A 23,001-nucleotide genomic window follows, 5' to 3' on the forward strand; every position below is an offset into this window, starting at 1 on the left:
TGTGTATGATTTGAGTCACGTATCTTTTGATGTAATGAATGCGAGAGTAACTTTCAAAAATGTTCCTATTCATACTATTTCAAAATTTGCTTTCAAAGATATTGCTGCAGCATGTGCAGAATTTAAAAAAATACCTGGTGTTGAGGAATGTGTTATTATTCAAACTGCAACTAGAGTTGAAATATTTACAGTAAGTAATGTTGAAACTGATGATTCTCCTGATGCAAGAAGAGTTGAAGGTAAAACACTTGTTTTAAACCAAATTAAAGATACTTGGGTTTCTTTATCTTCTTTGGAACAAATAGATATTGATCACTTTGATCAAACACTTGAAGTTTACAAAGGTGATGATGTATATTTGCATCTTTTAAGATTGGCATCTGGATTGGATTCGTTAGTCATTGGATGGCAAAGTGTCTTTGATGATATCACTAAAGCAATTACGGATGCAAAGAATGCAGGCGTATCTGGAAATATCCTCAACAAATTGTTTGATAGTGTAATACGTCTAGCTGCAAGAATGAGAGATACTACTGGAATTGCAAAAGATGTAATCTCATTAGGTGACATAGCAGTGAAACTTGTTGAAGAAAAAGCTGGTCTTGATTCAAAGAAAAAAGTTCTTGTAATTGGTACTGGTGAACCTGCAGCTATGCTTGCAAAAACACTGGCAAAAAAAGATGTTGCATTTGATGTTACCAGTAGAAGTTTGGATAGGGCTACTGGTTTCTCAACAATTCTTGGTGGAACTCCTGTTGATTTTAATGATGTACTAGCAGGTTTTGATAAATATGACATTATCTTTGTTGCAACAACTTCTGATTATTTCTTAATTACATATGAGAGAATTAGATTGGTGATGGAAGAAAAGAAAAAAGGTACACTGATTTTAGATTTATCAGAACCTAGAACTGTAGATGAAGGAATAACTGCACTCCCTGGAATCAAATTATTGTTCAGAGATCAAATTGCAGAAATTTATGAAGAAAGTGTAAAAACTAGAGTGGGTATTGTTCCTGCTGTAGAGAAAATTATTGACAAAGAATTACCTGTTTTGTCTGCTAGAATGAAAAGACTAGATGCTTAATCTATAATCCTTGCTTTCTTAAGAGAAATTGCATTATGGCTTCTTTAGAATAATCTATTCCGTGTTCTTCATCAGTGTGTTTTTGAAATTCATCAATTACTGACTCCATTTCTCCCTCTGCAACGAAATCACATTCAAATCCATAATCGTTACACTTGAGTTTTGCCATACTTTGATGAAAAATAATCAATATAAAAATCCACAGGTAAGTAATGAATAGAGACAACTAGTTTTAAAATTGAGTAAAAAATGAAATTTTATCTAATGTTTTTAGAATTTTTTATCCATATGACTCATACTTGATACCAAAACTTCCATCAGGTTTTTTCTCATGTTCCGTAACGAACCCTTTTGGTCCCAAGTAATCGATGACTCCATCAATAGTTCCTTGATAGCCACAAATGTAGATAATGGTGTTTTCTGGAGTTAATTCTTCTCCAACCATTTCTTCTACTGGTGATAGCCCTGATTTTTTGTCTGGTTTGAAAAATGATTCTACTCTTCCTACATGACCATTCCATGATCTATTGAAATATTCTTTTGGTCTACTGATTGCAGCCCTGTAACGGAAATTCCATTTGTCTCTTCCTCTTTTTTCACTCTCTAATTCTAAATCTGTTAACAAACGTTTGTAGCTTAACTCATCAACATAACTTGCACCATGAAGAACAACTATTTCCCGTTTATCGTTTGTATCATGGAAATGTTTTGCAAATGCAATAAATGGTGCCAATCCTGTTCCACCACCAACACAAATTACTCTACGATTATCTTTTTTACCATTAGGTAATTTGTCACTAATTTGCAGTGCAGCTCCTGTTGGTTCCCCAAGAGAAACTTCATCTCCTACACTTAGATAAAATAATTCAGTAGTTACACGACCTGGAAGTGGTTTTCTTACCCATCTAATAACAAATTCAAAATAATCTCTATTTTCTGCATGTGATGCAATTGAGTATGCTCTTCTTACAACTTTTTTTTCTGCAGGAATTGGAAGTCCTATCGTCAAAAACTGCCCTGTTTTGTATTCTGGCATTCCATTTTCTGGAACTAATCTAATAATTACAAGATCTTCTTTGAGCAATTCGCTATAGACGACCTTTGCTTTCATCTCAGATACCATACAAGAAGTTTTTTCCTGACTTTGGTTAAATATATTTCTCTTATCTACCGACTTGCAAGATCTGATGAAAACTCAAGAATGTTAAATAAATCATCAAACTATTAGCAATTTTCCAATTTTTTATTCAAAAAATTACTTTTTAATTTGAGACATTATTTCATCAAGAATTTCTTGATTAGCTGCTGCAACAAATGAAACTCTTGTTTCATAACTAAGATCTGCATCAAGAGGATTCAAATTAGAATCTAAAAGCATGCCTCCTGCCTCTTTCACAATTACATATCCTGCTGCAATATCTTGAATTCTAATTTTATTTCTCAAATCTATGAAAATATCCATTAAACCTCTTGCAAACATTGCCATCTCTAATGCATTTGCGCCAAAATGTCTAGTATGATCATGTTTTTCAAAAACTGGATAGAGTTTATTCATCAATTCAATTGACGCACCTGATGTGTTAATTCCAACTATTTTGTAAACTGGATTTTTTGTGTGAACTTTGATTTGTTTATTATTAAAAAATGCTCCATGATTTTTTGATGCCCAATACGTTTCACCATTTGAAAGATTTGTAATTACACCATCTGATATTGAACTAAGTTTGTTTTTGGTTGCAAATGCTAATGAACTACAGAAAAAAGGAACACCTCTTACTGCATTTGCAGAACCATCAATTGCATCCATTATGATAAATCCTTTAGGGTTGTCAGATAATTCAACTCGTCCACATTCTTCGCCTAATACAACACACTCAAAATTAATTTCTTTAAGATAATCTAACACAGTTTTTTCTGCAATAATGTCAATGTTTCTTGAAATATCTCCTCCTGCTCCTATCCCAAAATCTCCTGCGGCATCATCTGTACCTGCAAGTTCTTTTACGTTTTCATAAATTCTGTTTGAAGCTTCACGCAGAATTTCTATTACTTCCATGCTGTCAAATCACTCATTCGTAATTTAAGTGAAGAAATTATTGTTTTGAAAGCATAAATAACAATAAAGAAGCTAAACGTTTGTGAGTGGCAAGGATCAATCTGTAATTAGTAAGGAAGCTTTGATGAGTACAAAACCTGGAAAACAGATTATGAAACAAGCTTTGTTTAAATCAAAAGGTTACAAATTATTTAACAAATACAAAGAAGAAACTGAAAATCAATTCCCAAACTTTGCAGAAAGATTTGCAAAGGGATTATTACATGAAATTGAATCTGATACAAATCCAAATTCCACACAACAATCTTTTGGAAATGAAGTAGGTTCTACTGAAATTATACTAAATGCATCTGAAATTGAGCCTATAAAATCAAAATTAGCTAGTCTTGAAGTAATACAAGATAGAGTAAATCGAATACTGAATTCAAATTTTGTAAAAATGACATTTCCAGTTTTTAATGGATTGTTTGATGCCGCAGCAGAATATTCTGGTAGAGATGATCCTCAATTAAAACAAGATATGGTTGAAGGACACATTCTTGCAATTGATCTTAGTGAACCTATGGATAGAATTGTTGACAAGGATGAAGATTTAGAATTTCTAGATGATTATAAATTGATGAATCCATATATTTTGAAATTGGCAAGGGATAAAATTTCAAAAGGTGGGGAACAAGTTCTAAAAGAATTTGAAGCTGGATTTGAAGATGCGAGAGTTGGACAATATCTTGATGAAAAATTAAAATCAAAACCAACAGAAATTACCGAAGAAGAAATGACATTGTCTTACAAAAAATATCGTGCTGTAATGGGAACTGCTGGTAGAAACATGGCTTTAGCAGAAAGACCTCTGGGAGAAATTTTCTATCTTGGAATGGCTCGTGCAGCTGAAGGCGTTGGATGTGGTAATGAAATTGAAGATTCAATTAAAAATGGTTTTGTAAAAATACCCTCTTGGCCACTTTATTATTCACTATTAGCAAATGACGTCAAAAAAGGATTTGAAGTTACTTTAGAAAAAAGTAATTTATATTTAAAAGATGCAAGACTTACACTTGATTTACTTCCTGATAATTTTTCACACAAAGAATTCCTAGAATTTTTATTTTTGACTGTAGAGCATTACAATCAATTTTGGTACAATAAATTACACAAAGCCAATAAATGGTTAGAGTATCAATCTAAACTTCCCAAGTGATTACATTGATGTGGTCTGAAAAATACCGACCTCAGAATATTTCTGACATGGTGGGAAACGAAGAAGCACGAGCAGCAATTAGTGAATGGTTTGTTAAATGGAAAAAAGGCACAAAACCATTACTTTTAGTAGGTCCTCCTGGAATTGGAAAAACTACGATAGCATATCTGGTAGCCAAACAATTTGGATATGATATGATTGGACTTAATGCAAGTGATGTAAGAAGCAAATCACGAATAAATGAAATTCTTATGCCTGTATTGTCAAATGTGAGTGTCATGGGAACTCCTATGATTTTTGTAGATGAAGTTGATGGAATTCATGGTCGTGGTGATTATGGTGGTGCATCAGCACTTGTTGATATTCTCAAAGAGCCTACAGTTCCAATTGTCCTTGCTGCAAATAGTGATGATTCTGATAAAATGAAAAGTATCAAAAAAGTTGTAAAAACAATTCAATTCAAAAAAATTCCACCAAGATTATTACGAGTCTATCTTGAAAATATTTTGCAAAAACAAAGTGCAAAACTAAGTCCTGGAGCATTAATAAAAGTAATTGACAAATCAAAAGGAGATATTCGCTCTATGATCAACTTTACGCAATCGTTGGTAACAGGATTTAATCCTCAGACTGAAAACACTTTTGAAACTATCAATGTTGAAGATGGAGTAAATGCATTCTTTAAAGCAAATTCCATTGAAGAAGCTAGAAGTGTTTTGTATTCGATGCAAATCGATCCTAGAGAAAAAATCAATGCATTTTATTCTAGTATCATAACAAGTGAATTAGATAATGATACTCTTGCAAAATATTTAGAAATTATGTCCGAAGCTGATATGCTTTTTGGCAAAATAATGAAAACGCAAAATTGGAGATTACTTCGTTATCTAAATGACATTTTAATTAAATTATATCAAAATGATGATAGAATCAGATACGCACAATACAATTTATCATGGCCATTACTTAATAGAATTCGTTGGGATGGCGCAAAAATCAAAGCTCTGTCATCGATAATGTCAAGAAAATTACATTTGTCTTCAAGTTCTTTTGTTTCATTATGTTTACCGTTTGCATTATTTTGTATCAAAAATAAAACACTTGAATTAGAATTGGAAGAAACTTTTGGAGATATTATTGAAAAGGAGATTGAACTAATAAAATGAGTTGGAGAAAAATTCCAATGAAATTTCCTGGAACCTGTATTGTTTGCAATGAAAAAATATCTATAAATGAAATTGGTCTTTGGGCAAAAGGGTTGGGCGTAAAGCATGAGAAATGTGCCCAAACAAACGAATTACAATGCATTGTATGTGGAAGTCCTGCAGGTTGTTCTCAATGTGAATTCCAAGAAAATTGTGATATACCAAATGTATCTCAACTGTGTATCTGTAAGAAATGTAGCGAAGAAAAGGATACTTTTAGTACTTATCAAAAATCTGTAAACAAGAAATTTCCAATTCTTAACACTTGAAATTCTAAAAAAAACAACGATCATTGATATTTTGTAAAAATTTCATAATTTGTTCTTCTCAAACTAAATTAATATAGGAAACCGTCTTGCTTTAGAATACCGTGCATTCTGAAAAGATTGAGGATTATACTAAAAAGAAAAACACATCATTACAAGGTGGCGGCCAAGATAGAATCAAGGCACAACATGATAAGGGAAAATTAACAGCTCGTGAAAGAATTGATTTACTACTTGATGAGGGCTCTTTTGTAGAAATTGATCCAATGACTACACATCATTATCATGAATATGATATGCAGAAAAAGAAATTCTTTACTGATGGTGTAGTTGGAGGATATGGAAATGTAAATGGCAGACAAATCTTTGTTTTTGCATATGATTTTACTGTTCTTGGTGGAACACTAAGTCAGATGGGAGCTAAAAAAATCTGTAAACTAATGGATCATGCAGTTAAAACTGGATGTCCAATTATTGGAATTATGGATTCTGGTGGCGCTAGAATTCAAGAGGGAATAATGAGTCTTGATGGATTTGCAGATATCTTTTATCATAATCAACTTGCATCAGGTGTAATTCCACAAATTACTGCAAGTATAGGACCTTCTGCAGGTGGTTCTGTATATTCACCTGCTATGACAGACTTTGTTATCATGGTAGAAAAAGCAGGAACTATGTTTGTTACAGGACCTGATGTTGTTAAGACAGTATTAGGTGAGGAAATATCTTTTGATGATCTTGGAGGTGCAATGACTCATGGTTCAAAAAGCGGTGTTGCACATTTTGTTGCAGATAATGAATACCAGTGTATGGATTACATTAAAAAATTAATTTCATTTCTCCCACAAAATAATACTGAAGAACCACCTAAAACAAAAACAGATGATGATCCAAATAGATTAGATCATAATCTCATCAATATAATTCCTGAAAATCCATTACAACCTTATGATATGAAAGAAATCATAAATTCAATTGTAGATAATCATGAGTTCTTTGAAGTACATGAACTCTTTGCACCAAATGTTGTTGTAGGTTATGGAAGAATGGATGGACAAGTTGTTGGAATTATTGCAAATAACCCAATGCACCTTGCAGGTGCACTTGATATTGATTCATCAAACAAAGCAGCACGTTTTATTAGATTTTGTGATTCATTTAACATTCCAATAATTACTTTGGTAGATACTCCTGGATACATGCCTGGTTCTAATCAAGAGCATAATGGTATCATTAGACATGGTAGTAAATTGTTGTATGCATATTGTGAAGCAACTGTACCAAGAATTACTTTAGTAATTGGAAAAGCATATGGTGGTGCATACATTGCAATGGGGAGTAAAAATCTTAGAACTGATATGAATTATGCATGGCCAACTGCTAGATGTGCAGTTCTAGGTGGAGAAGCAGCTGTAAAAATCATGTATAGAAAAGAATTACAAACTGCTGAAGATCCTGAAGCACTTAAGAAACAATTAATTGATGAATTTGCAGAAAAATTTGAAAATCCTTACGTTGCTGCATCTCATGGAACTGTTGATAATGTAATTGATCCTGCTGAAACAAGACCTATGTTGATTAAAGCACTCAAAATGCTTGTAAACAAGAGAGAAAAACAACTTCCAAGAAAACATGGTAATATCAATTTGTGATTAATGATGATTGAAAAAGTACTAATTGCTAATAGAGGAGAAATTGCACTTAGAGTAATTAGAACATGCAATGCATTAGGAATCAAGACTGTTGCAGTATATTCTGATGAAGATCGCAATTCATTACATGTAAAGAAAGCTGATGAATCTTATCATATCGGTGAGGCAGCTCCTGCAAAATCCTATCTAAATCAAGAAAAAATTCTTGATGTTATGTTATCTTCAGGTGCTAATGCTGTACATCCTGGTTATGGTTTTCTATCTGAAAATGATGACTTTGCAAGATTATGTGAAAAAAATAAAATTACTTTCATTGGTCCTTCTGCTGACTCTATGAATTTGTGTGGTGATAAGATGGAATGTAAAGCTGCAATGCTCAAAGCTAAAGTTCCGACTGTTCCTGGGAGCCCAGGATTAGTTAAAGATGCAAATGATGCAGCAAAAATTGCAAATGATATTGGATATCCTGTAATGTTAAAATCAGTTTATGGTGGTGGTGGTCGAGGAATTAGAATAGTAACTAATGACAAAGAATTACATGAAGGTTTTGAAACAGTAACCTCTGAATCTATTGCTGCTGTTGGAAAATCTGCTATTATTGTTGAAAAATTTCTAGAAAAAACAAGACACATTGAATATCAAATGTGTAGAGATCATCATGGGAATGCAGTACATATTTTTGAAAGAGAATGCTCCATTCAAAGACGAAACCAAAAACTAATTGAACAAACTCCATCACCTGTAGTAGATGATGCAAAAAGAGAAGAAATTGGTGAAATAGTTGTTAGAGCAGCAGAAGCAGTTGATTATACTAATCTTGGTACAGCCGAATTCTTGAGAGCAGATAATGGTGAATTTTATTTTATTGAGATTAACGCACGACTTCAAGTTGAACACCCTATTAGTGAAATGGTTTCAGGTTTAGACTTTGTAAAATTACAAATTGATATTGCAAACGGAGAACCACTTCCGTTCAAACAAAAAGATCTTAAGATGAACGGCTATGCTATTGAATGTAGAATTAATGCAGAAGATACATTTTTGGACTTTGCACCTTCAACTGGGCCTGTTCCAGACGTAACAATTCCTGCAGGACCAAATGTTAGATGTGACACTTACCTTTATCCCGGATCCACGGTATCCCCATTTTATGATTCATTAATGGCAAAACTCTGTACATGGGGACCAACATTTGAAGAATCTAGAACAAGAATGCTTACTGCATTAAATGATATGTATGTTGAAGGTGTTGAAACATCTATTCCTCTTTACAAAACAATTCTAAACTCTGAAGAATACAAAAAGGGTGAACTATCAACTGACTTTTTGAAGCGTTATGATATGATTGATAAATTATCTGAAGACCTTAAGAAAGAAAAAGAAGAGAAAAGTGAAGCTGCTTTGGCTGCAGCCATTATTCATTCTGAATATTTTAAAAACAGAGTTCAAAGTAACACTACTGGCAATGCAACATGGAAAAATAAACTGGATTGATGATTAATGAACTATAAGATATCTGATATTGAAAAATCATTTGATGGAAGAATTGTTGAAAACTTGGGTAACAATGATTATGTAATTAAGATAAATGACAAAGAACATCAATTAAAAATTATTAACATGAATGCAAAAGGAATAGAGTTTATCTTAGATCAACAATATCATACAGCAAAATATCTTGAGACTTTTACAAATGAAATGAATCTTGTAATTGATCATGTTCCGATTACACTTAACATGAACACTCATTTCGATGAAGTTGTTTTCAAAAATTCTGGTGGTGGTGGAACTGGCAGCGCTCAGTTAGCATTAAAGAGCCAAATTCCAGGAAAAGTTGTATCTATTGCAGTTGCTGAAGATGATTCGGTTAAGAAAGGAGATGTTGTATGTACACTAGAATCAATGAAAATGCAAGTTGCAGTAAAAGCTCACAAAGATGGGATTGTTAAAAATCTCAAAATCAAAGAAGGTGCAACTGTTGCTAAAGGTGACATTATAACAGATTTAGAATAAAATAATTCTTTTTTCTTACTTTAAGAAATCTTTAATCTCTTCATAGTTTGGTTCTTTTAGAGGATCTTCTGAAACCCATTTGTAACCAATTTTTCCATCTTCATTAATTATGAAAACAGAACGTTTAGCTGCATTGTAATCCTTGATGTGAAGTAAATCTGGCATTAAAACACCATAATCTTTGATTGTCTTGCTTGTATAGTCTGCTAATAATGGAAAGTTAAAGTTGTGTTTTTCTGCAAATGCTTTGTTTGCAAATGGACCATCATTACTAATTGCTATGACTTTGGCACCCATATCTGAAATTTCTTTCCAAGAGTCTCTAAATGTACAAAGTTCTACTTCACAAACAGGAGAACTAGCTGCTACTATGAATGACAGGACTATTTTTCCACCTTTAAATTCATCCAAAGTCCTCATTTTCAATTCTGTATCTGCTAGTTCAAAACTTGGAGCAGTATCACCTACGTTTAATGACATGATCGCCATTTGGTGTTATCCTATTAAGTTCTTTACAAAAATTAATTTTTTCAAATTTTGATCCAAAAACGAAACATACCTTTTTATACAAAAATCAGGGTGAAAAGCTAAATTGGTCGGGGAATTAGCGGGCAATTATAGTACCGTTGTATTGATGTTTGCGTTTGGCATAGTAGCAATGGCACCAGCTTTAGTTATTTCAAGAATGATCTCTCCTCGAAAAAGAAGTAATCCTGTAAAATTTTTGCCAATGGAATGTGGCCAAGTCCCATCCGGAGAAGGAAGAACACATTTCATGATGCAATATTATCCGTATATCCTAATGTTTGTAGTATTTGATGTGATGGCAATTTTCTTGTACGCATGGGGAAGTGCACTTTTAGAAATTCCAAAAATTGCAACTTTACCAATGATGGGGTTCTTAGCTATAATGTTTGGTGCAATGGCGTTTGCATTATACCAATCCGGGAGGAGAAGAATATGGTAGTTTTTTATATAAATTGCATTTACGAGGATAGGGGATAAAATTGCTTAAAGATTTAGTTACACCAGAAAATGCAAATGTCTTTGTCGGAAAGTTAGGAGACATTTTAGAAAAAGCAATTGATAAACCATTGGGCTATGCCATTAATTGGGGTAGAATTTGGTCACTCTGGCCTGTCCACATTGAAACAGCTTGTTGCAGTGTAGAATTTGGTGCAGCATCAAGTCCTAGATATGATGTTGAAAGATTTGGTATCATTGAAGCGTTTGGTTCACTCAGACAATGTGATCTTGTAGTTGTTCAAGGAACTATTACAAGAAAGATGGCACCACGTCTCAGATTAGTTTATGATCAAATGCCAGAACCAAAGTATGTAATTGCTATGGGAGCTTGTGCAATTACTGGAGGATTGTATTTTGATTCATACAATGTACTTCCAGGAATTGATGGAGTTATTCCAGTTGATGTCTACGTTCCAGGTTGCCCACCTAGACCTGAAACTCTCATTCAAGGATGTATGTTATTGCAAGAAAAAATTAAGAGAATGAAGGCTAGGAAGTTTGTATAATGAGTACTGAAACTGAAAATCCTTCTGCATCTGCCAACCCTGAAACAAAATCACCTCCACCTAAAGCTGCACCAAAAAAACCAGAGCCCGCACCTGTAGAATTACCTGCATTTGAAAAAGGTATTTCAGATAAAATTGTTGAAAAATTTGGTGACAAAGTAGAAGTTGCATTTGTAAAAGAAGATAGAGTTAGAATTAATGTTGGAAGAGAAAATGTTCACGAAGTTGCTGAATTCATTCGTGATGGGCTAAATTATGATCATGTTGAATCTGTTTCAGGCGTAGATTACCCTCAAGATAATGAAATTGAAGTTGTTTATCATATCGGATCTTATTCTGATTCTTCATTAGCAAGACAAATTCTAGTTTTGGCTACAAGAGCTCAAAGAGAGACAAATCCAATTCCAGGAAATGATGCAACAAAACTTCCAACACTTAGAGATGTTTTCTACAGTGTTGAATTTCATGAAAGAGAAGTTTTTGAAATGTTTGGCGTTTTCTTTGAAGGTCATCCTGATAATAGACGATTACTTTTACCTGAAGATTGGGCAGATTTACCACCTCTTAGAAAGGACTTTGCAATAAAGGGACGATAGATATGACTACAGAATTACCACCAGGATTAGCACTCCAAAAAGTCGATGAGAGAATCATGACTCTCAATGTTGGTCCACAACATCCAGGTTCAGGGCACATGAGAATTGTTGTACAAATTGATGGTGATTACATTGTTGCTTGTGATCCAGATCCAGGATATGTTCATCGTGGAGAAGAAAAAATGGCCGAGTATAGAAATTACATTACAAATATTCCTCACTTAGAAAGACCAGTAATTCACGATTCGTGTAATGTCTTATACCCATATGTTTTGGGTGCAGAAGAACTTCTTGGAATTGAAGTTCCAGAACGTGCAAAGTATGTTCGAGTAATTGCATCTGAATTAAACAGATGTATTTACATCATGTACTGGCTTGCAATCTATGGAATCTTCTTAGGACACTCTACTATGTTTATGTGGCCTGCAGGAGATCGTGAACTCTTAATTGATCTTATGGAAAAAATGACTGGTGCTAGAGTAACACATGCACACTTTGTTCCAGGTGGAGTTAGAAATGATTTGCCACCAAACTTTGAAGATGTTTGTTTACGTCAAGTTAACTATTTTGAAAAGCGTATCAAAGAATATGCTGCAGTCTTTTATGATAATCCTATCTTAATTTCAAGAACAAGAGATACTGGAGTTTTATCTAGAGAAGATGCAATTCGATATGGAACAACTGGTTCTGTGCTTCGTGCAAGTGGTGTTGATTATGATCTTAGAATAAAGGAACCATATGATGTCTATGATGAATTAGATGTCCACACCAATGTAATGAAAGAAGGAGATTCTTATGCAAGATCCAGAATTCCATGGCTTGACATGCTTGAGAGTTGTAATATTATTAGACAAGCATTACAAAAAATGCCAAAGTCTGGTTCTGTAAGAGTAAAACTAAAACCAAATCCAAAAACTAAGGGACTTGAATCTGTCTACAAACGTGTAGAGTCTGGTAGAGGTTCACTTGGTTGCTATATTGTATCTGATGCTAAAACAGAACCATATCGAGTAAAATTGAGCGTTCCTTCTTTTAGAAACTTGATTGCTTTACCAAATCTTCTCAAAGGTGAAAAACTTGGAAATATGCCATCAGTTTATTGGAGTCTAAACTATTGGCCAGTGGAGGCAGACCGATAAATGTCAGTTATTGCACCAAATTTCAAACTTAGTGAATTTATCAAATCATTACTTGATAATGCCTTTTGGGCTGTGTTTCTATTAGTTTTGATTGGTATTCCAGCAGTGTTCATGGTTCTGTTTGTAATCGAAATGCCTGTTATCGATGGAGAATTACTTACACCATTCCTTGCATTAACTTGGATAGCGGATCCGTCACGTACTCTTCCAATTATTAAAGCATTCATGGCAACTGATATTTTCAGAGTTATGGCATTTCCAGGATTTGGATTTGCAGCACTATTGGCAGCAGCTACAATTTTTGTTGAAAGAAAGATGCTTGCAAAATTACAATTAAGAGTTGGACCTTTCTACTGTGGAAAGGTTGAAGGTATTTTACAATTGATGGGTGATGGTCTAAAATTAATCTCAAAAGAAATTATCATTCCAGCAAAAGCTGATAAACCAATTTTCTGGGCTGCACCTGTATTGTTTGTTGCAACTGCCGCAGCATTTGTTGCATTCATTCCTGTAGCACCTGGTTGGGTTGTTGCAGATGTAGAGATGGGATTGCTAGGAGTATTTGCAGTAATTGGATTCTTCCCCATTATTACAATTCTTTCTGCATGGTCTGCAAACAGCAAATTCCCATTCATTGGGGGCATCAGAGCATTATTCCAAATGGTCTCATTTGAAATTCCACTAATTTTGTCGTTATTGGGAGTTGTAATGTTAACCGGTTCTCTCAATTTATCTGAGATTGCTGCTAGTCAATCTAGTTTTCCGTGGATTGTATTTTTGCCAGTTGGTGCAATTGTATTTTTCATAACCATGCTTGCAGAGTTGGAAAGAATTCCATTTGATTTGCCAGAGGCAGAAAGTGAGATTGTAGCCGGATGGTTAACTGAATTATCTGGAATGATGTATGGACTTGTCCAATTAGGAACTTATCTCAAACTCTATGCATTTGCAGGATTGTTTGTTGTACTTTTCTTGGGTGGATGGAATGGTCCGATGGTTGTACCTCCATTCCCAGCAGAGCTTCTTGAAAAAGGAATTGAAATGGGTCCTATCACTGCAGGACCATTCCCTGGATTGCCATTATTTACTCAAGAGATGCTTAATGGTACACTTTGGTTTGTTCTAAAAACTGTAGGTGTCATATTCTTCATATTGTTACCAAGAGGTGTATTCCCAAGAATCAGAGTTGATATGTTATTGAGTCTTGGATGGACCAAATTAATTGGTCTAGCTTTCGTTAACATCTTTATTGCACTTGGCTTGCTTTACGCTGGAGTGTTAGGACCGGGAGGATTACAATAATGGGAACTGCAACTGGAATTATTCGTGCACTCAATTCTGGAATTAAACATATTGCAACAAAACGATTTACATTACGTTATCCTGAAGAGAAACTAAAGTTTGTAGGTGATGGTTATCAGTTTGATCCATCTACTGGGGTTGGAATTGCAGGATTAAAAGGACGACATATGTTATTCCATGATCACTGTACTGGTTGTCAATTGTGTTCTATTGCATGTGAAGGTGTGGCAGAAGCTATTGCAATGGTAAAAGTTCCAGAAGAACAAAAACAAAATAAAAAATCAATCATGCCTCAAATTGATTATGGAAAATGTGTTTTCTGTGGTCTTTGTGTAGATGCATGTCCATTCTATGCACTTTACATGACAAATGATTATGAATTATCTTCATTTACGAAAGAAGGTTTGATTTACACCCCTGCACAACTTCAGGTAAAACCATATGTTGCTCAGGACAGTGAAATCCAAATATCTGATAGAGGTGCAACACATGGCTGATGCAGCATTTCTTGCATTAACTGTAATTACAATTGGTTCAGCAATTGCTGCACTAGAATTACGTTCGTTGATTTATGGTTCTATTGCTTTGATGGGAACTTTGGGTGGAATAGCCGGATTCTTTTTCTTGCTTGATGCACCATTTGTTGCATTATTCCAATTAGCTGTCTATGTAGGTTCCATTGCTGTTTTGATTTTGTTTACTGTGATGTTAGTAAAAAGAGAATTAATCTTCAAAAAAATTGAAGATAAAAGAAGGAAATTTGCAGGTATTGGTTTGATGCTTGTGATTATGGTTTCATTAGGGGCAGTATTTTTGGATTCAGGAATCAAAACAATAACTACTGATGAACCTGCAACTGACTTTAGAGATATAGGAACTGACTTTGTAACGTATTATTGGCCTGCATTAATCTTGATGGGATTATTACTTGCTGGCTCTGTTACTGGTGCACTAATTTTAGCCAAACGTGAGGATGTGGAGAATGACCAGCGAGCTAGTTGATTTCACACTTGTATCTGTAGCCTTACTTGGCATAGGAATCTATGGCCTTGCAGTTAAACGTAACTTTATCAGAATGCTATTTGCCGTTGAAATCATAATCAACGCAGCAAATTTGAATATAGTTGCATTTGGTAGATTCTTACCTCATAGTGGTGGCCAAACCATGGCATTATTCTCCATTGCAATTGCTGCAGCAGAAGTTGCAGTTGGACTATCATTAATCATTGTAGCATACAGAATGTATCAGAATGTCGATATTGCAGACTTCAGGAGCTTGAAAGGATAATGGAATACGCATTACTACAGGCAGTTTTCTTGCCACTATTATTATCACCAGTAGCATACATTATCGGTAGAAAAGTAGGACCAACTCCTGCAATGTGGTTTACATTTGCAATTTTGTTATACACTACAATTCTTGTAATCAATGCAGCACTTTCTGGAACCGTAGAAGAACATTACCCATGGACTGAACAGTTTGGTGAGTTTGGTTTCTTACTGGATGGATTGGCATCTCCGTTTGCAATTATCATCTATGTGCTGTCTACAATCTTAGCACTCTACTCAAAACCATATATGATTCACAAATTCCATGAACAATTTGAGGAAGAAAAGAATCTCCATAGTTCTGGAAGTGGCCAAACTTCAGTTGTTGAATCTTCATCTCTATCTGATTATGTAAATGCAAAATCTGGTCTTTACTTTGCACTCTATCTTGTATTTGCAATGGGAATGCTTGGAACAGTTCTTGCAACAAACTTGATTGAATTTTACATCTTCTTTGAAGTGATGTTGATTCCTGGTTTCTTCTTGGTTGCTCTTTGGGGTGATGGTCCACGAAGAAAGATTGGTTTAATGTTCCTGTTTTGGACTCATGCCGGTGCAGTTGTTTTACTCTTAGGATTTTTGATGATAGGGCTTACTATTGGCAGCTTTGACTTTGCAGATATTCAAGAATCTGAAATCCCTGCAGACATTGCGATGTATTCTGCTGTTGCGATTTCAATAGGACTTGGGGTCAAACTAGCAGTCTTTATGTTCCATGTTTGGTTACCATACGTCCACGGCTCAGCACCTACCCCAATCAGTGCATTGTTGTCACCTGCAATGATCGGAATTGGAGCTTATGGTCTTTTCAGATTAATTGTAGAATTTTTACCCTTAACATTTGCAGAACTTTCAATTTGGTTCCATATCTGGGGTCTTGTCACTATGATTTATGGTGGCGCAATGGCGTTAATGCAAGATGATCTAAAACGTCTCCTTGCTTATTCTAGTATCAGTCAGATGGGCTATCTTTTGTTTGGAATTGGTTCTATGTCCTCACTTGGTCTTACAGGCGCAGAGATGATGTATGTAACACACGGAATTGGAAAAGGCATTCTCTTCATGATGGCGGGAATTATTATTGTTAAAGTTGGAACTAGAAGTATTTCAAAATTAGGCGGATTAGCAGGAAAGATGCCTATTACTGCAGTATGTGCAGTTATTGGTGCATTGACTATCATGGGAGTTCCACCAACAAGTGGCTTTATGGGAGAATGGATTCTATTTTACGGTGCATTAGAGACTGCCATCGAAGAAGGTTCAACATTAAGAGCTGTAACATTTGGTTTGGGTCTTGTTGCAACTGCACTTACAATGTCTTACATGCTTTGGATGCTAAAACGTGTCTTCTTTGGAAAGACTCCAGAACATCTAGAAAATGTCAAAGAAGGAAGTTGGTACATGACAGCTCCAATGATGGTATTAGCAGGCTTCTCAATTGTAGTTGGTATTTATCCAGATATTTTCTTGAAGACAATTATTCCATACATGAACGGAGTGTTGGGAGTATAGATTATGGCAACCGAAGCTATTGGATTACCATTTGAAGTTGGAGCTGCAAGTGCTTGGCTAGTTTGGATTTTACCCTTTGCAGCTGCAATGATTATGCCAGGAATTGGAAAATTATCCAAGAATGCAACTGGCTTTGTTGCAGTTGGTTTTGCATTAATGAGTGCTCTTTCTGCAGCATCAATGCTACCAATGGCTTTAGAAGCACATGAAATTCATGATCAAATAATGTGGATTGAGGCAATTGGTCTCAAAGCAGGTGTTCTAGCTGATCCACTTTCAATAATTATGGCAAATGTAGTTGGTTGGATTTCCTTCTTGATTATGATTTACAGTACTGGTTACATGAAAGGTGACAAAGACATTACAAGATTCTGGTTCTGGATGATGTTCTTTATTGGTTCAATGCAATTGATTGTCTTGTCTGATAACTTGTTGCAAGTATTCTTTGGATGGGAAGGTGTAGGACTTGCATCATATGCTTTGATCAGCTTTTGGTATCGTGACAAAAAGAAAGATCATGTTGGTACAGAAGGACGTACTGTTCTAGGAATGTTAGATTACTATGCACCAACACACGCTGGAATGAAGGCCTTCATCATGACCAAGGTTGGAGATGTAATGATGATTGCAGGTATGCTTTTGATATTCTTATTTGCAGGAACATTTGGATTCAAGGAATTAATGGGTTCTACTGATTGGGCAATGGCTATGAATGCTCAAGGATTGTTAGTTCCTGCATTTGTTTTGTTATTTGGCGGAGCTGTAGGAAAATCTGCACAATTCCCACTAAATGAATGGTTACTAGAAGCAATGACTGGTCCAACTGCAGTTTCTGCATTAATTCACGCTGCTACAATGGTAAAAGCAGGTGTCTTCTTGGTTGCAAGAATTGGTCCACTTGTATTTGCATTGGGTGCTGCAGGAATTATGGCAGATCAGTTCTTTGAAATTGTTGCTTGGGTTGGTGCTATCACTGCATTATTACTTGCAACACAAGGTATGGTTAATCCTGAAATTAAGAAAGTCCTTGCTTATTCAACAGGTTCACAAATTGGTTACATGATGATGGCATTAGGTGTTGCAGGACTATCTCACCAATATGTAGATGGTTACACTGCAGGATTTTTCCATTTGATTTCTCACGCTATGTTCAAGGCTTCATTGTTTATGGCAGCAGGTTCTTTGTTGCATATTGTTGGTTCTAGATTCATGACTGATATGGGTGGTTTAAGAAAACAGATGAAGAAAACTTATGCATTCATGTGGGCTGCAGGACTTGGTTTGATGGGTGCTCCATTTATCACAACAGGTTTCTGGAGTAAAGATGCAATCTTTGCAGCAGTCTATGAATCAGGTAATGAATGGGCTTTACCACTATACATAATTGCAGTACTTACTGCTATCATAACTGCATTTTATACAACAAGAATGATTGGTATGGTCTTCTTTGGAAAGAAGAGTAGACATATCGAAAAGATGGAAGAAGAAGGACATCACATTCATGAAGCATCTTTATCAATGTGGGTTCCATATGGAATTCTTGCAGTTCTTACAATCGGTATTGGGCTTATTGGATTATCTACTGAAGAAGGATTGCATCACTTGTTTACTGATTATCTTGAACACTCATTTGGTATTCACACTGCTCATGGTACTGATGAAGCATCAATACTACCAGAATTCTTACAAGGACTTAACCCAGTTGCACTTGGTTCATCATTAGTAGCATTTGCAACAGGTATAGGACTTGGGTACATATTTTACATTGGAAGATGGGTTGATCCAGTGAAATTTATCAATTCAAATATTTTCTTTTATGCAATTCACAAAGTTATCTTAAACAGATGGTATCTTAATGCAATAATCTACTGGTGCTTTGTAGTGGCACCACTGTGGTTGGCAAGAGCAATTTCACGATACTTTGAAAAGACGGCTATCGATTACGGTATGAATGCTGGAGTTCAAAAAGCAGTTGGTTGGAGTGCCAAAGTTGTCCAAGGAACTCAAACCGGTGTTTCACAATCATATCTATTCGTATTTGGAGCAGGATTACTATTTGTAGTTCTGATATTGTTGATATAGGAGAATTATGAAATGATCGAAATTACTTCAACTCCATTGATAATAATTGCAATTTTGGGTACCGTTGGAATTCTTCTTCCAATAATCAGCATTGCAAGAAAAGAAAAAGGTTCTAATTCATTTTATGCAGTAATTGCATTTGCAGCCCTAATTGTATCCATGGGATATGTTGGATATCAATTCATTAATGAAAACATTGCTTCATCTGCTCTTTTCTCAGAGGATGTAATTGTTGATGATGCCTTTGGAGGTTTCTTTGCAATTGCAATGTTAATTGTTGCTGTATTCACAACTGTTGGCTCTTTCAATTATATGAGAAAACATAATTCGCCTGCTGTTTACTACTCACTAATTTTACTTGCCACCATTGGTATGGTGCTTGTTGCATATTCAACTGATTTGATCATGCTATTTGTTGCATGGGAGCTAATGAGTATTCCAACATACATTTTGGTTGGATATATGAAAAAGAATCCAAGCTCAAACGAAGCAGCTCTGAAATATTTCTTGTTTGGTGCACTGTCTTCTGCTATCATAGTTTACGGAATTTCAATATCTTATGGATTAACTGGTTCTACAAACATTGGAGAAGTTATTCACGGTTATTCAACACTTGATCCTTCCATGTTGCCTCTTGCATTACTTTCTGTTGGAATGTTTATTGCAGGATTCGGATTCAAAATGGGTCTTGTACCATTCCATCAGTGGTTACCCGATACATATGACGGAGCTCCTCCTACCATTACTGCCTTATTAGCTGCTGCAACAAAGAAAGCAGGTTTTGCTGCAACAATTAGAATTGTAGTTCTTGGTATGGTTGTTCTAAATCTTGATTGGACACTAGCTCTTGGTATTCTTGCAGTAATGACAATGACTGTAGGAAATGTTGCCGCAATTATGCAAAAGAACATTTCAAGAATGTTGGCTTATTCCAGTATTGCACATGCAGGTTATATCCTAATTGGACTTGCAGTTGCTCCACATAGTTCTTTAGGTTTACAAGGTTCTCTGTACCAAATCATGAACCATGCTGTGATGAAAGGTGCTGCCTTTATTGCAATCGCTGGTATTGTTACAACTCTTGCAGTTACTCACATTGACAAACTAAAAGGATTAGGACGAAGAATGCCAATCACTGCTTTAGGTCTAGTTATTGCTTTGTTCGCACTTGCAGGTGTACCTCCATTATCTGGATTTTGGAGTAAATTGATGTTATTTGGAAGTGCATTAGATGCAACTTCTGCTTTATGGTGGGCACCTTGGCTTGCAATCGCTGGTGTTCTTAACAGTGCATTATCTCTTGCTTACTATGGTTGGATTACAAGAAAAATGTACTTTGAAGGAGAAACAGAAAAGAGAATTGCAGAACCAAAATCTGTAATAGCTGTAATGATCTTTTCAACAATCTTCTTAGTCGGATTTGGTGTATATCCAGAACCACTACTCAAATTTGTAGAATTTGCAACTCCAGTAATTAGTTTAGGCCTTATGCCTTAAACGAAGTAAATTTAATTAAATTATCTAGATTTATTTTTGCATCACTATCTGGGATTTTTCTTAAACCTGATCTAGCTTTTTCTGAATATTCTTTAAGCAATTCTTCCATTTTATTAAAAACATCTCTTGGATCAGAGCTTTTCTTAATTAGCAAATTGAATAACTTGTCTTCATTTTTCCAATCTAACAAATCATCTCTAATTTGATATGCAATTCCGATATTTTTCCCATATTCAGTTAAGGCTTCAATTTGTTCTTCTGTTCCATTTGCAATAATTGCACCAATTCTTGCAGCAACTTCAAAAGCTACTGCAGTTTTGTATTCTATTACTTTTAGGTAATCATCAAATGTTACATCTTCACCTGTTTCTAATCTCCCCTCTATCATTTCTCCTTCGCTCATTAACATAGCAGTTGTAGCCAAATCTTTAGTAATTCTAGCATTGTCTAATCTAGACGATATTGCAAGAATCAACCCTAGTACGAAATCACCAGTTAATACACTGGTATTGTATCCATATTTCACATGGAATGGATCTTTTTGTCTTCTCATTGTTTCATTATCAATAATATCATCATGAATGATTGATTCCATGTGAAGAAATTCAACGGCACATGATGCGGCTAGTACATTTTCATCAATTTTACCCACACTTTCAGCCGCTAAATTCAAAATAATTGGTCTGATTCGTTTACCTCCTTCTAAGGAATACTTTAGAGGTTCAATAAATTCAGATTCAGAATAAATAGACAATTCATTTTCTAACGCCTTGTCTATTCGTTGAATATATTTTCCATAGGTTTCAAGCAAAGGATTAATCTCGATATTTTTCCTGTCCAAGATGAGCCTGATCAAAAAACTTTCCCATAAGTAAATAAATCTTGGTGCTCCAGCCGGGATTTGAACCCGGGATCACTGCCTTGAAAGGGCAGTATGCTTGACCGGTCTACACCACTGGAACCCATGAAAATTCTGCATTATCATCATAAAATCTTTTGTAAACCACAAAGATTTTTTTATTGGCATTATTGATGATGAATCATGAATATAATACAGAAAATTGATGAAATGATTGAAGAGAGAAGTTTACTAAAACACCCATTTTACCAAATGTGGTCTGATGGAAAATTAACAAAGGAATCTCTTGCAGGATATTCTAAAGAATATTTTCAACTTGTGAAAGCAGTTCCTTCTTTTATGACTCCTATAATTGAAAAATCACCTGATGGCGTAATTAGTGAATTAGTTGAGAATCAACAAGAGGAATCTGATCATATTAAACCATGGATTGCTTTTGCTGGAGAACTTGGAATTTCTGAAGATGAATTGGTTTCATATTCTGGAACATCTAAAACCCAGAAAGCAGTATCTGACTTGAATCAATTAATGGATACTTTTGATGGAGGTGCATGTGCAATGTATGCATTTGAAAAAGAAATTCCAAAAATTAGCCAAACCAAACTTGATGGACTAGCAGAATTCTATGGATTGACAAGCAATGAAGCAACAGAATATTTCAAACTTCATACTGAAGCTGATATTAGACATGCTGCATCATGGAGAAATATACTTGAGAAATCTTCAGTTGATTCAGAAAAATTGATTGAAATTGCAGACAAATCAATATCTGCACAAAACTTGTTACTTGACAGTTGTTACGAAGAATACTGCTAATCTCATAACATTTTATACCTGAGAAAAAATTCCTTTGCTTAGGGCCCGTAACTCAGCTTGGTAGAGTAACCGGCTCATAACCGGTGAGCCAAGGGATCGAAGCCCTTCGGGCCCATTATTTTCAATTAGTTTTAAAATAAGCACATCAAAAATTATTTGGCCGCAATGAAGAATCAGAGTTATATCTGAATTGATGATTGGAAGGCATTTGACTGAGCTGCCAAAAATTACTTGTTGATTTGCTTTTTGACTTTTTCTAGTATCTCTTGATCAATTAGATTTTGCTCATACAGTGCTTCAGTAATCTGTAAAATATTTAGAATTGAATGCATTTTTACTCCTAATTCTAATAATGCTTCATCTGCACCTTCCATTCTGTTCACAATAACATATGCATCTTTAACTGAGATATTGACTTCTTTTAGAGATTTTATTGCATTAACCACTGACCCTCCAGTTGTTGCAACATCATCTATCATTACAACTTTCATGTTGTCATGAATTTTACCTTCAACTGATTTGGATGTTCCATAATCTTTTGGCTTGCTTCTTACATAGATCAATGGTTTGACAGTTTCAATTGCTAATGCTGATGCAATCACTAATCCTCCAGTTGGAACTGAAACAATAGAATCAAAATTATCTAATCCAATATCTTCTACAATTTGATTTTCAAGATATTTCACCATTTTTCTGAATTCTATCGGATAACTTGGTACTAATCTTAAATCAACATAATACGAACTATGCTTTCCACTTGCTAGTGTAAAGTCACCGAATTTTATAATGCCTTTTTGATGCAAAAATGTTGCAAACTCTTTTACAAATTCCATACAAAAGTTAACTACACTGGATTTATT

At 34.9% G+C, this 23,001-nt stretch carries 25 protein-coding genes and 2 tRNA genes; 19 read left to right on the forward strand and 8 right to left on the reverse strand.

All coding sequences use genetic code 11. From position 1 onward, the window contains the following. Window positions 1-10: 10 nt before the first annotated feature. Window positions 11-1,087, forward strand: a complete 1,077-nt coding sequence (locus K5781_RS03115) for a glutamyl-tRNA reductase (protein ID WP_297440621.1) — start codon at window positions 11-13, stop codon at window positions 1,085-1,087. Between the two features lies 1 nt (window position 1,088). On the opposite strand, the gene K5781_RS03120 is transcribed toward K5781_RS03115, so the two are convergent. The 4 genes from K5781_RS03120 to cas5 all read right to left on the reverse strand — a co-directional run bounded on the left by K5781_RS03120 (window position 1,089) and on the right by cas5 (window position 4,091). Beyond that, window positions 1,089-1,256 carry a DUF1059 domain-containing protein gene (locus tag K5781_RS03120; RefSeq protein WP_297440623.1) on the reverse strand — a complete coding sequence of 56 codons (168 nt, stop codon included), beginning with the start codon at window positions 1,254-1,256 and terminating at the stop codon, window positions 1,089-1,091. Between the two features lie 111 nt (window positions 1,257-1,367). Then, a complete protein-coding gene (locus K5781_RS03125) occupies window positions 1,368-2,210 on the reverse strand; it encodes an FAD-binding oxidoreductase (RefSeq protein ID WP_297440625.1) in 843 nt (280 codons plus the stop codon). A gap of 132 nt (window positions 2,211-2,342) precedes the next feature. Next, window positions 2,343-3,143, reverse strand: coding sequence for an inositol monophosphatase family protein (locus tag K5781_RS03130; RefSeq protein WP_297440627.1), 801 nt, complete (start codon window positions 3,141-3,143; stop codon window positions 2,343-2,345). 864 nt (window positions 3,144-4,007) lie between these two features. Next, window positions 4,008-4,091 (reverse strand): CRISPR-associated protein Cas5, encoded by an 84-nt coding sequence (gene cas5 / locus K5781_RS10135; protein ID WP_366847871.1) that lies wholly within the window; start codon window positions 4,089-4,091, stop codon window positions 4,008-4,010. A gap of 258 nt (window positions 4,092-4,349) precedes the next feature. On the opposite strand from cas5, the gene K5781_RS03140 reads away from it, so the two are divergent. The 5 genes from K5781_RS03140 to K5781_RS03160 all read left to right on the forward strand — a co-directional run bounded on the left by K5781_RS03140 (window position 4,350) and on the right by K5781_RS03160 (window position 9,477). Further along, the gene (locus tag K5781_RS03140) at window positions 4,350-5,507 is read left to right on the forward strand and encodes an AAA family ATPase (protein WP_297440872.1); all 1,158 of its coding nucleotides are present in this window, start codon (window positions 4,350-4,352) and stop codon (window positions 5,505-5,507) included. Beyond that, the gene (locus K5781_RS03145) at window positions 5,504-5,815 is read left to right on the forward strand and encodes a hypothetical protein (protein WP_297440631.1); all 312 of its coding nucleotides are present in this window, start codon (window positions 5,504-5,506) and stop codon (window positions 5,813-5,815) included. Before K5781_RS03140 ends, K5781_RS03145 begins: the two co-directional genes overlap by 4 nt. Window positions 5,816-5,916: 101 nt before the next feature. Then, a complete protein-coding gene (locus K5781_RS03150; RefSeq protein WP_297440633.1) occupies window positions 5,917-7,464 on the forward strand; it encodes an acyl-CoA carboxylase subunit beta in 1,548 nt (515 codons plus the stop codon). Between the two features lie 6 nt (window positions 7,465-7,470). Beyond that, window positions 7,471-8,958: an acetyl-CoA carboxylase biotin carboxylase subunit gene (locus K5781_RS03155; protein WP_366847872.1), complete on the forward strand. Its 1,488-nt coding sequence runs from the start codon at window positions 7,471-7,473 to the stop codon at window positions 8,956-8,958. A 6-nt stretch (window positions 8,959-8,964) separates the two neighbouring features. Continuing rightward, the gene (locus K5781_RS03160; protein WP_297440637.1) at window positions 8,965-9,477 is read left to right on the forward strand and encodes an acetyl-CoA carboxylase biotin carboxyl carrier protein subunit; all 513 of its coding nucleotides are present in this window, start codon (window positions 8,965-8,967) and stop codon (window positions 9,475-9,477) included. Window positions 9,478-9,492: 15 nt separating this feature from the next. Here K5781_RS03160 and K5781_RS03165 read toward each other — a convergent pair whose 3' ends face one another. After that, window positions 9,493-9,957, reverse strand: coding sequence for a redoxin domain-containing protein (locus tag K5781_RS03165; RefSeq protein ID WP_297440639.1), 465 nt, complete (start codon window positions 9,955-9,957; stop codon window positions 9,493-9,495). A 154-nt stretch (window positions 9,958-10,111) separates the two neighbouring features. Between K5781_RS03165 and K5781_RS03170 the strand changes: the two genes are divergently transcribed. Genes K5781_RS03170 through K5781_RS03220 form a run of 11 tightly spaced genes read left to right on the forward strand, consistent with a single transcriptional unit; the run spans window position 10,112 to window position 20,466 of the window. Then, on the forward strand, window positions 10,112-10,444 hold the full coding sequence (locus K5781_RS03170; protein WP_014964440.1) for an NADH-quinone oxidoreductase subunit A: 333 nt from the start codon (window positions 10,112-10,114) through the stop codon (window positions 10,442-10,444). A gap of 40 nt (window positions 10,445-10,484) precedes the next feature. Then, entirely contained in the window at window positions 10,485-11,009 is a 525-nt protein-coding gene (gene nuoB, locus K5781_RS03175) for an NADH-quinone oxidoreductase subunit NuoB (RefSeq protein WP_014964441.1), read from the forward strand. After that, a complete protein-coding gene (locus K5781_RS03180) occupies window positions 11,009-11,605 on the forward strand; it encodes an NADH-quinone oxidoreductase subunit C (RefSeq protein ID WP_297440644.1) in 597 nt (198 codons plus the stop codon). Before nuoB ends, K5781_RS03180 begins: the two co-directional genes overlap by 1 nt. 2 nt (window positions 11,606-11,607) lie before the next feature. Further along, window positions 11,608-12,744: an NADH-quinone oxidoreductase subunit D gene (locus tag K5781_RS03185; RefSeq protein WP_297440646.1), complete on the forward strand. Its 1,137-nt coding sequence runs from the start codon at window positions 11,608-11,610 to the stop codon at window positions 12,742-12,744. Next, entirely contained in the window at window positions 12,745-14,046 is a 1,302-nt protein-coding gene (gene nuoH, locus K5781_RS03190; RefSeq protein ID WP_297440648.1) for an NADH-quinone oxidoreductase subunit NuoH, read from the forward strand. Further along, a complete protein-coding gene (locus tag K5781_RS03195; protein ID WP_297440650.1) occupies window positions 14,046-14,543 on the forward strand; it encodes an NADH-quinone oxidoreductase subunit I in 498 nt (165 codons plus the stop codon). The genes nuoH and K5781_RS03195 overlap by 1 nt, the downstream gene beginning before the upstream one ends. After that, entirely contained in the window at window positions 14,536-15,048 is a 513-nt protein-coding gene (locus K5781_RS03200; protein ID WP_297440653.1) for an NADH-quinone oxidoreductase subunit J, read from the forward strand. The genes K5781_RS03195 and K5781_RS03200 overlap by 8 nt, the downstream gene beginning before the upstream one ends. After that, the gene (gene nuoK, locus K5781_RS03205; protein WP_014964447.1) at window positions 15,029-15,334 is read left to right on the forward strand and encodes an NADH-quinone oxidoreductase subunit NuoK; all 306 of its coding nucleotides are present in this window, start codon (window positions 15,029-15,031) and stop codon (window positions 15,332-15,334) included. Before K5781_RS03200 ends, nuoK begins: the two co-directional genes overlap by 20 nt. Then, the gene (locus K5781_RS03210; protein ID WP_297440655.1) at window positions 15,334-16,887 is read left to right on the forward strand and encodes a NuoM family protein; all 1,554 of its coding nucleotides are present in this window, start codon (window positions 15,334-15,336) and stop codon (window positions 16,885-16,887) included. The genes nuoK and K5781_RS03210 overlap by 1 nt, the downstream gene beginning before the upstream one ends. Window positions 16,888-16,890: 3 nt before the next feature. Beyond that, window positions 16,891-18,969 (forward strand): NADH-quinone oxidoreductase subunit L, encoded by a 2,079-nt coding sequence (locus K5781_RS03215; protein WP_297440657.1) that lies wholly within the window; start codon window positions 16,891-16,893, stop codon window positions 18,967-18,969. 12 nt (window positions 18,970-18,981) lie between these two features. After that, on the forward strand, window positions 18,982-20,466 hold the full coding sequence (locus K5781_RS03220) for an NADH-quinone oxidoreductase subunit N (protein WP_297440659.1): 1,485 nt from the start codon (window positions 18,982-18,984) through the stop codon (window positions 20,464-20,466). Here K5781_RS03220 and K5781_RS03225 read toward each other — a convergent pair. Together K5781_RS03225 and K5781_RS03230 are read right to left on the reverse strand one after the other, a co-directional pair. After that, window positions 20,456-21,277 (reverse strand): polyprenyl synthetase family protein, encoded by an 822-nt coding sequence (locus K5781_RS03225; RefSeq protein ID WP_297440661.1) that lies wholly within the window; start codon window positions 21,275-21,277, stop codon window positions 20,456-20,458. The genes K5781_RS03220 and K5781_RS03225 overlap by 11 nt on opposite strands. A gap of 72 nt (window positions 21,278-21,349) precedes the next feature. Further along, window positions 21,350-21,428 (reverse strand) — tRNA-Glu (locus K5781_RS03230). Between the two features lie 80 nt (window positions 21,429-21,508). Here K5781_RS03230 and K5781_RS03235 point away from each other — a divergent pair. Continuing rightward, the gene (locus K5781_RS03235; protein WP_297440663.1) at window positions 21,509-22,141 is read left to right on the forward strand and encodes an iron-containing redox enzyme family protein; all 633 of its coding nucleotides are present in this window, start codon (window positions 21,509-21,511) and stop codon (window positions 22,139-22,141) included. 41 nt (window positions 22,142-22,182) lie between these two features. Continuing rightward, window positions 22,183-22,256 (forward strand) — tRNA-Ile (locus tag K5781_RS03240). Window positions 22,257-22,368: 112 nt separating this feature from the next. Here K5781_RS03240 and pyrE read toward each other — a convergent pair. Beyond that, window positions 22,369-22,974: an orotate phosphoribosyltransferase gene (gene pyrE / locus K5781_RS03245; RefSeq protein WP_297440665.1), complete on the reverse strand. Its 606-nt coding sequence runs from the start codon at window positions 22,972-22,974 to the stop codon at window positions 22,369-22,371. Window positions 22,975-23,001 lie beyond the last annotated feature (27 nt).

It is taken from the genome of Nitrosopumilus sp. (genome assembly GCF_025699255.1).
In the GTDB taxonomy this organism is placed as follows: Archaea; Thermoproteota; Nitrososphaeria; order Nitrososphaerales; family Nitrosopumilaceae; genus Nitrosopumilus.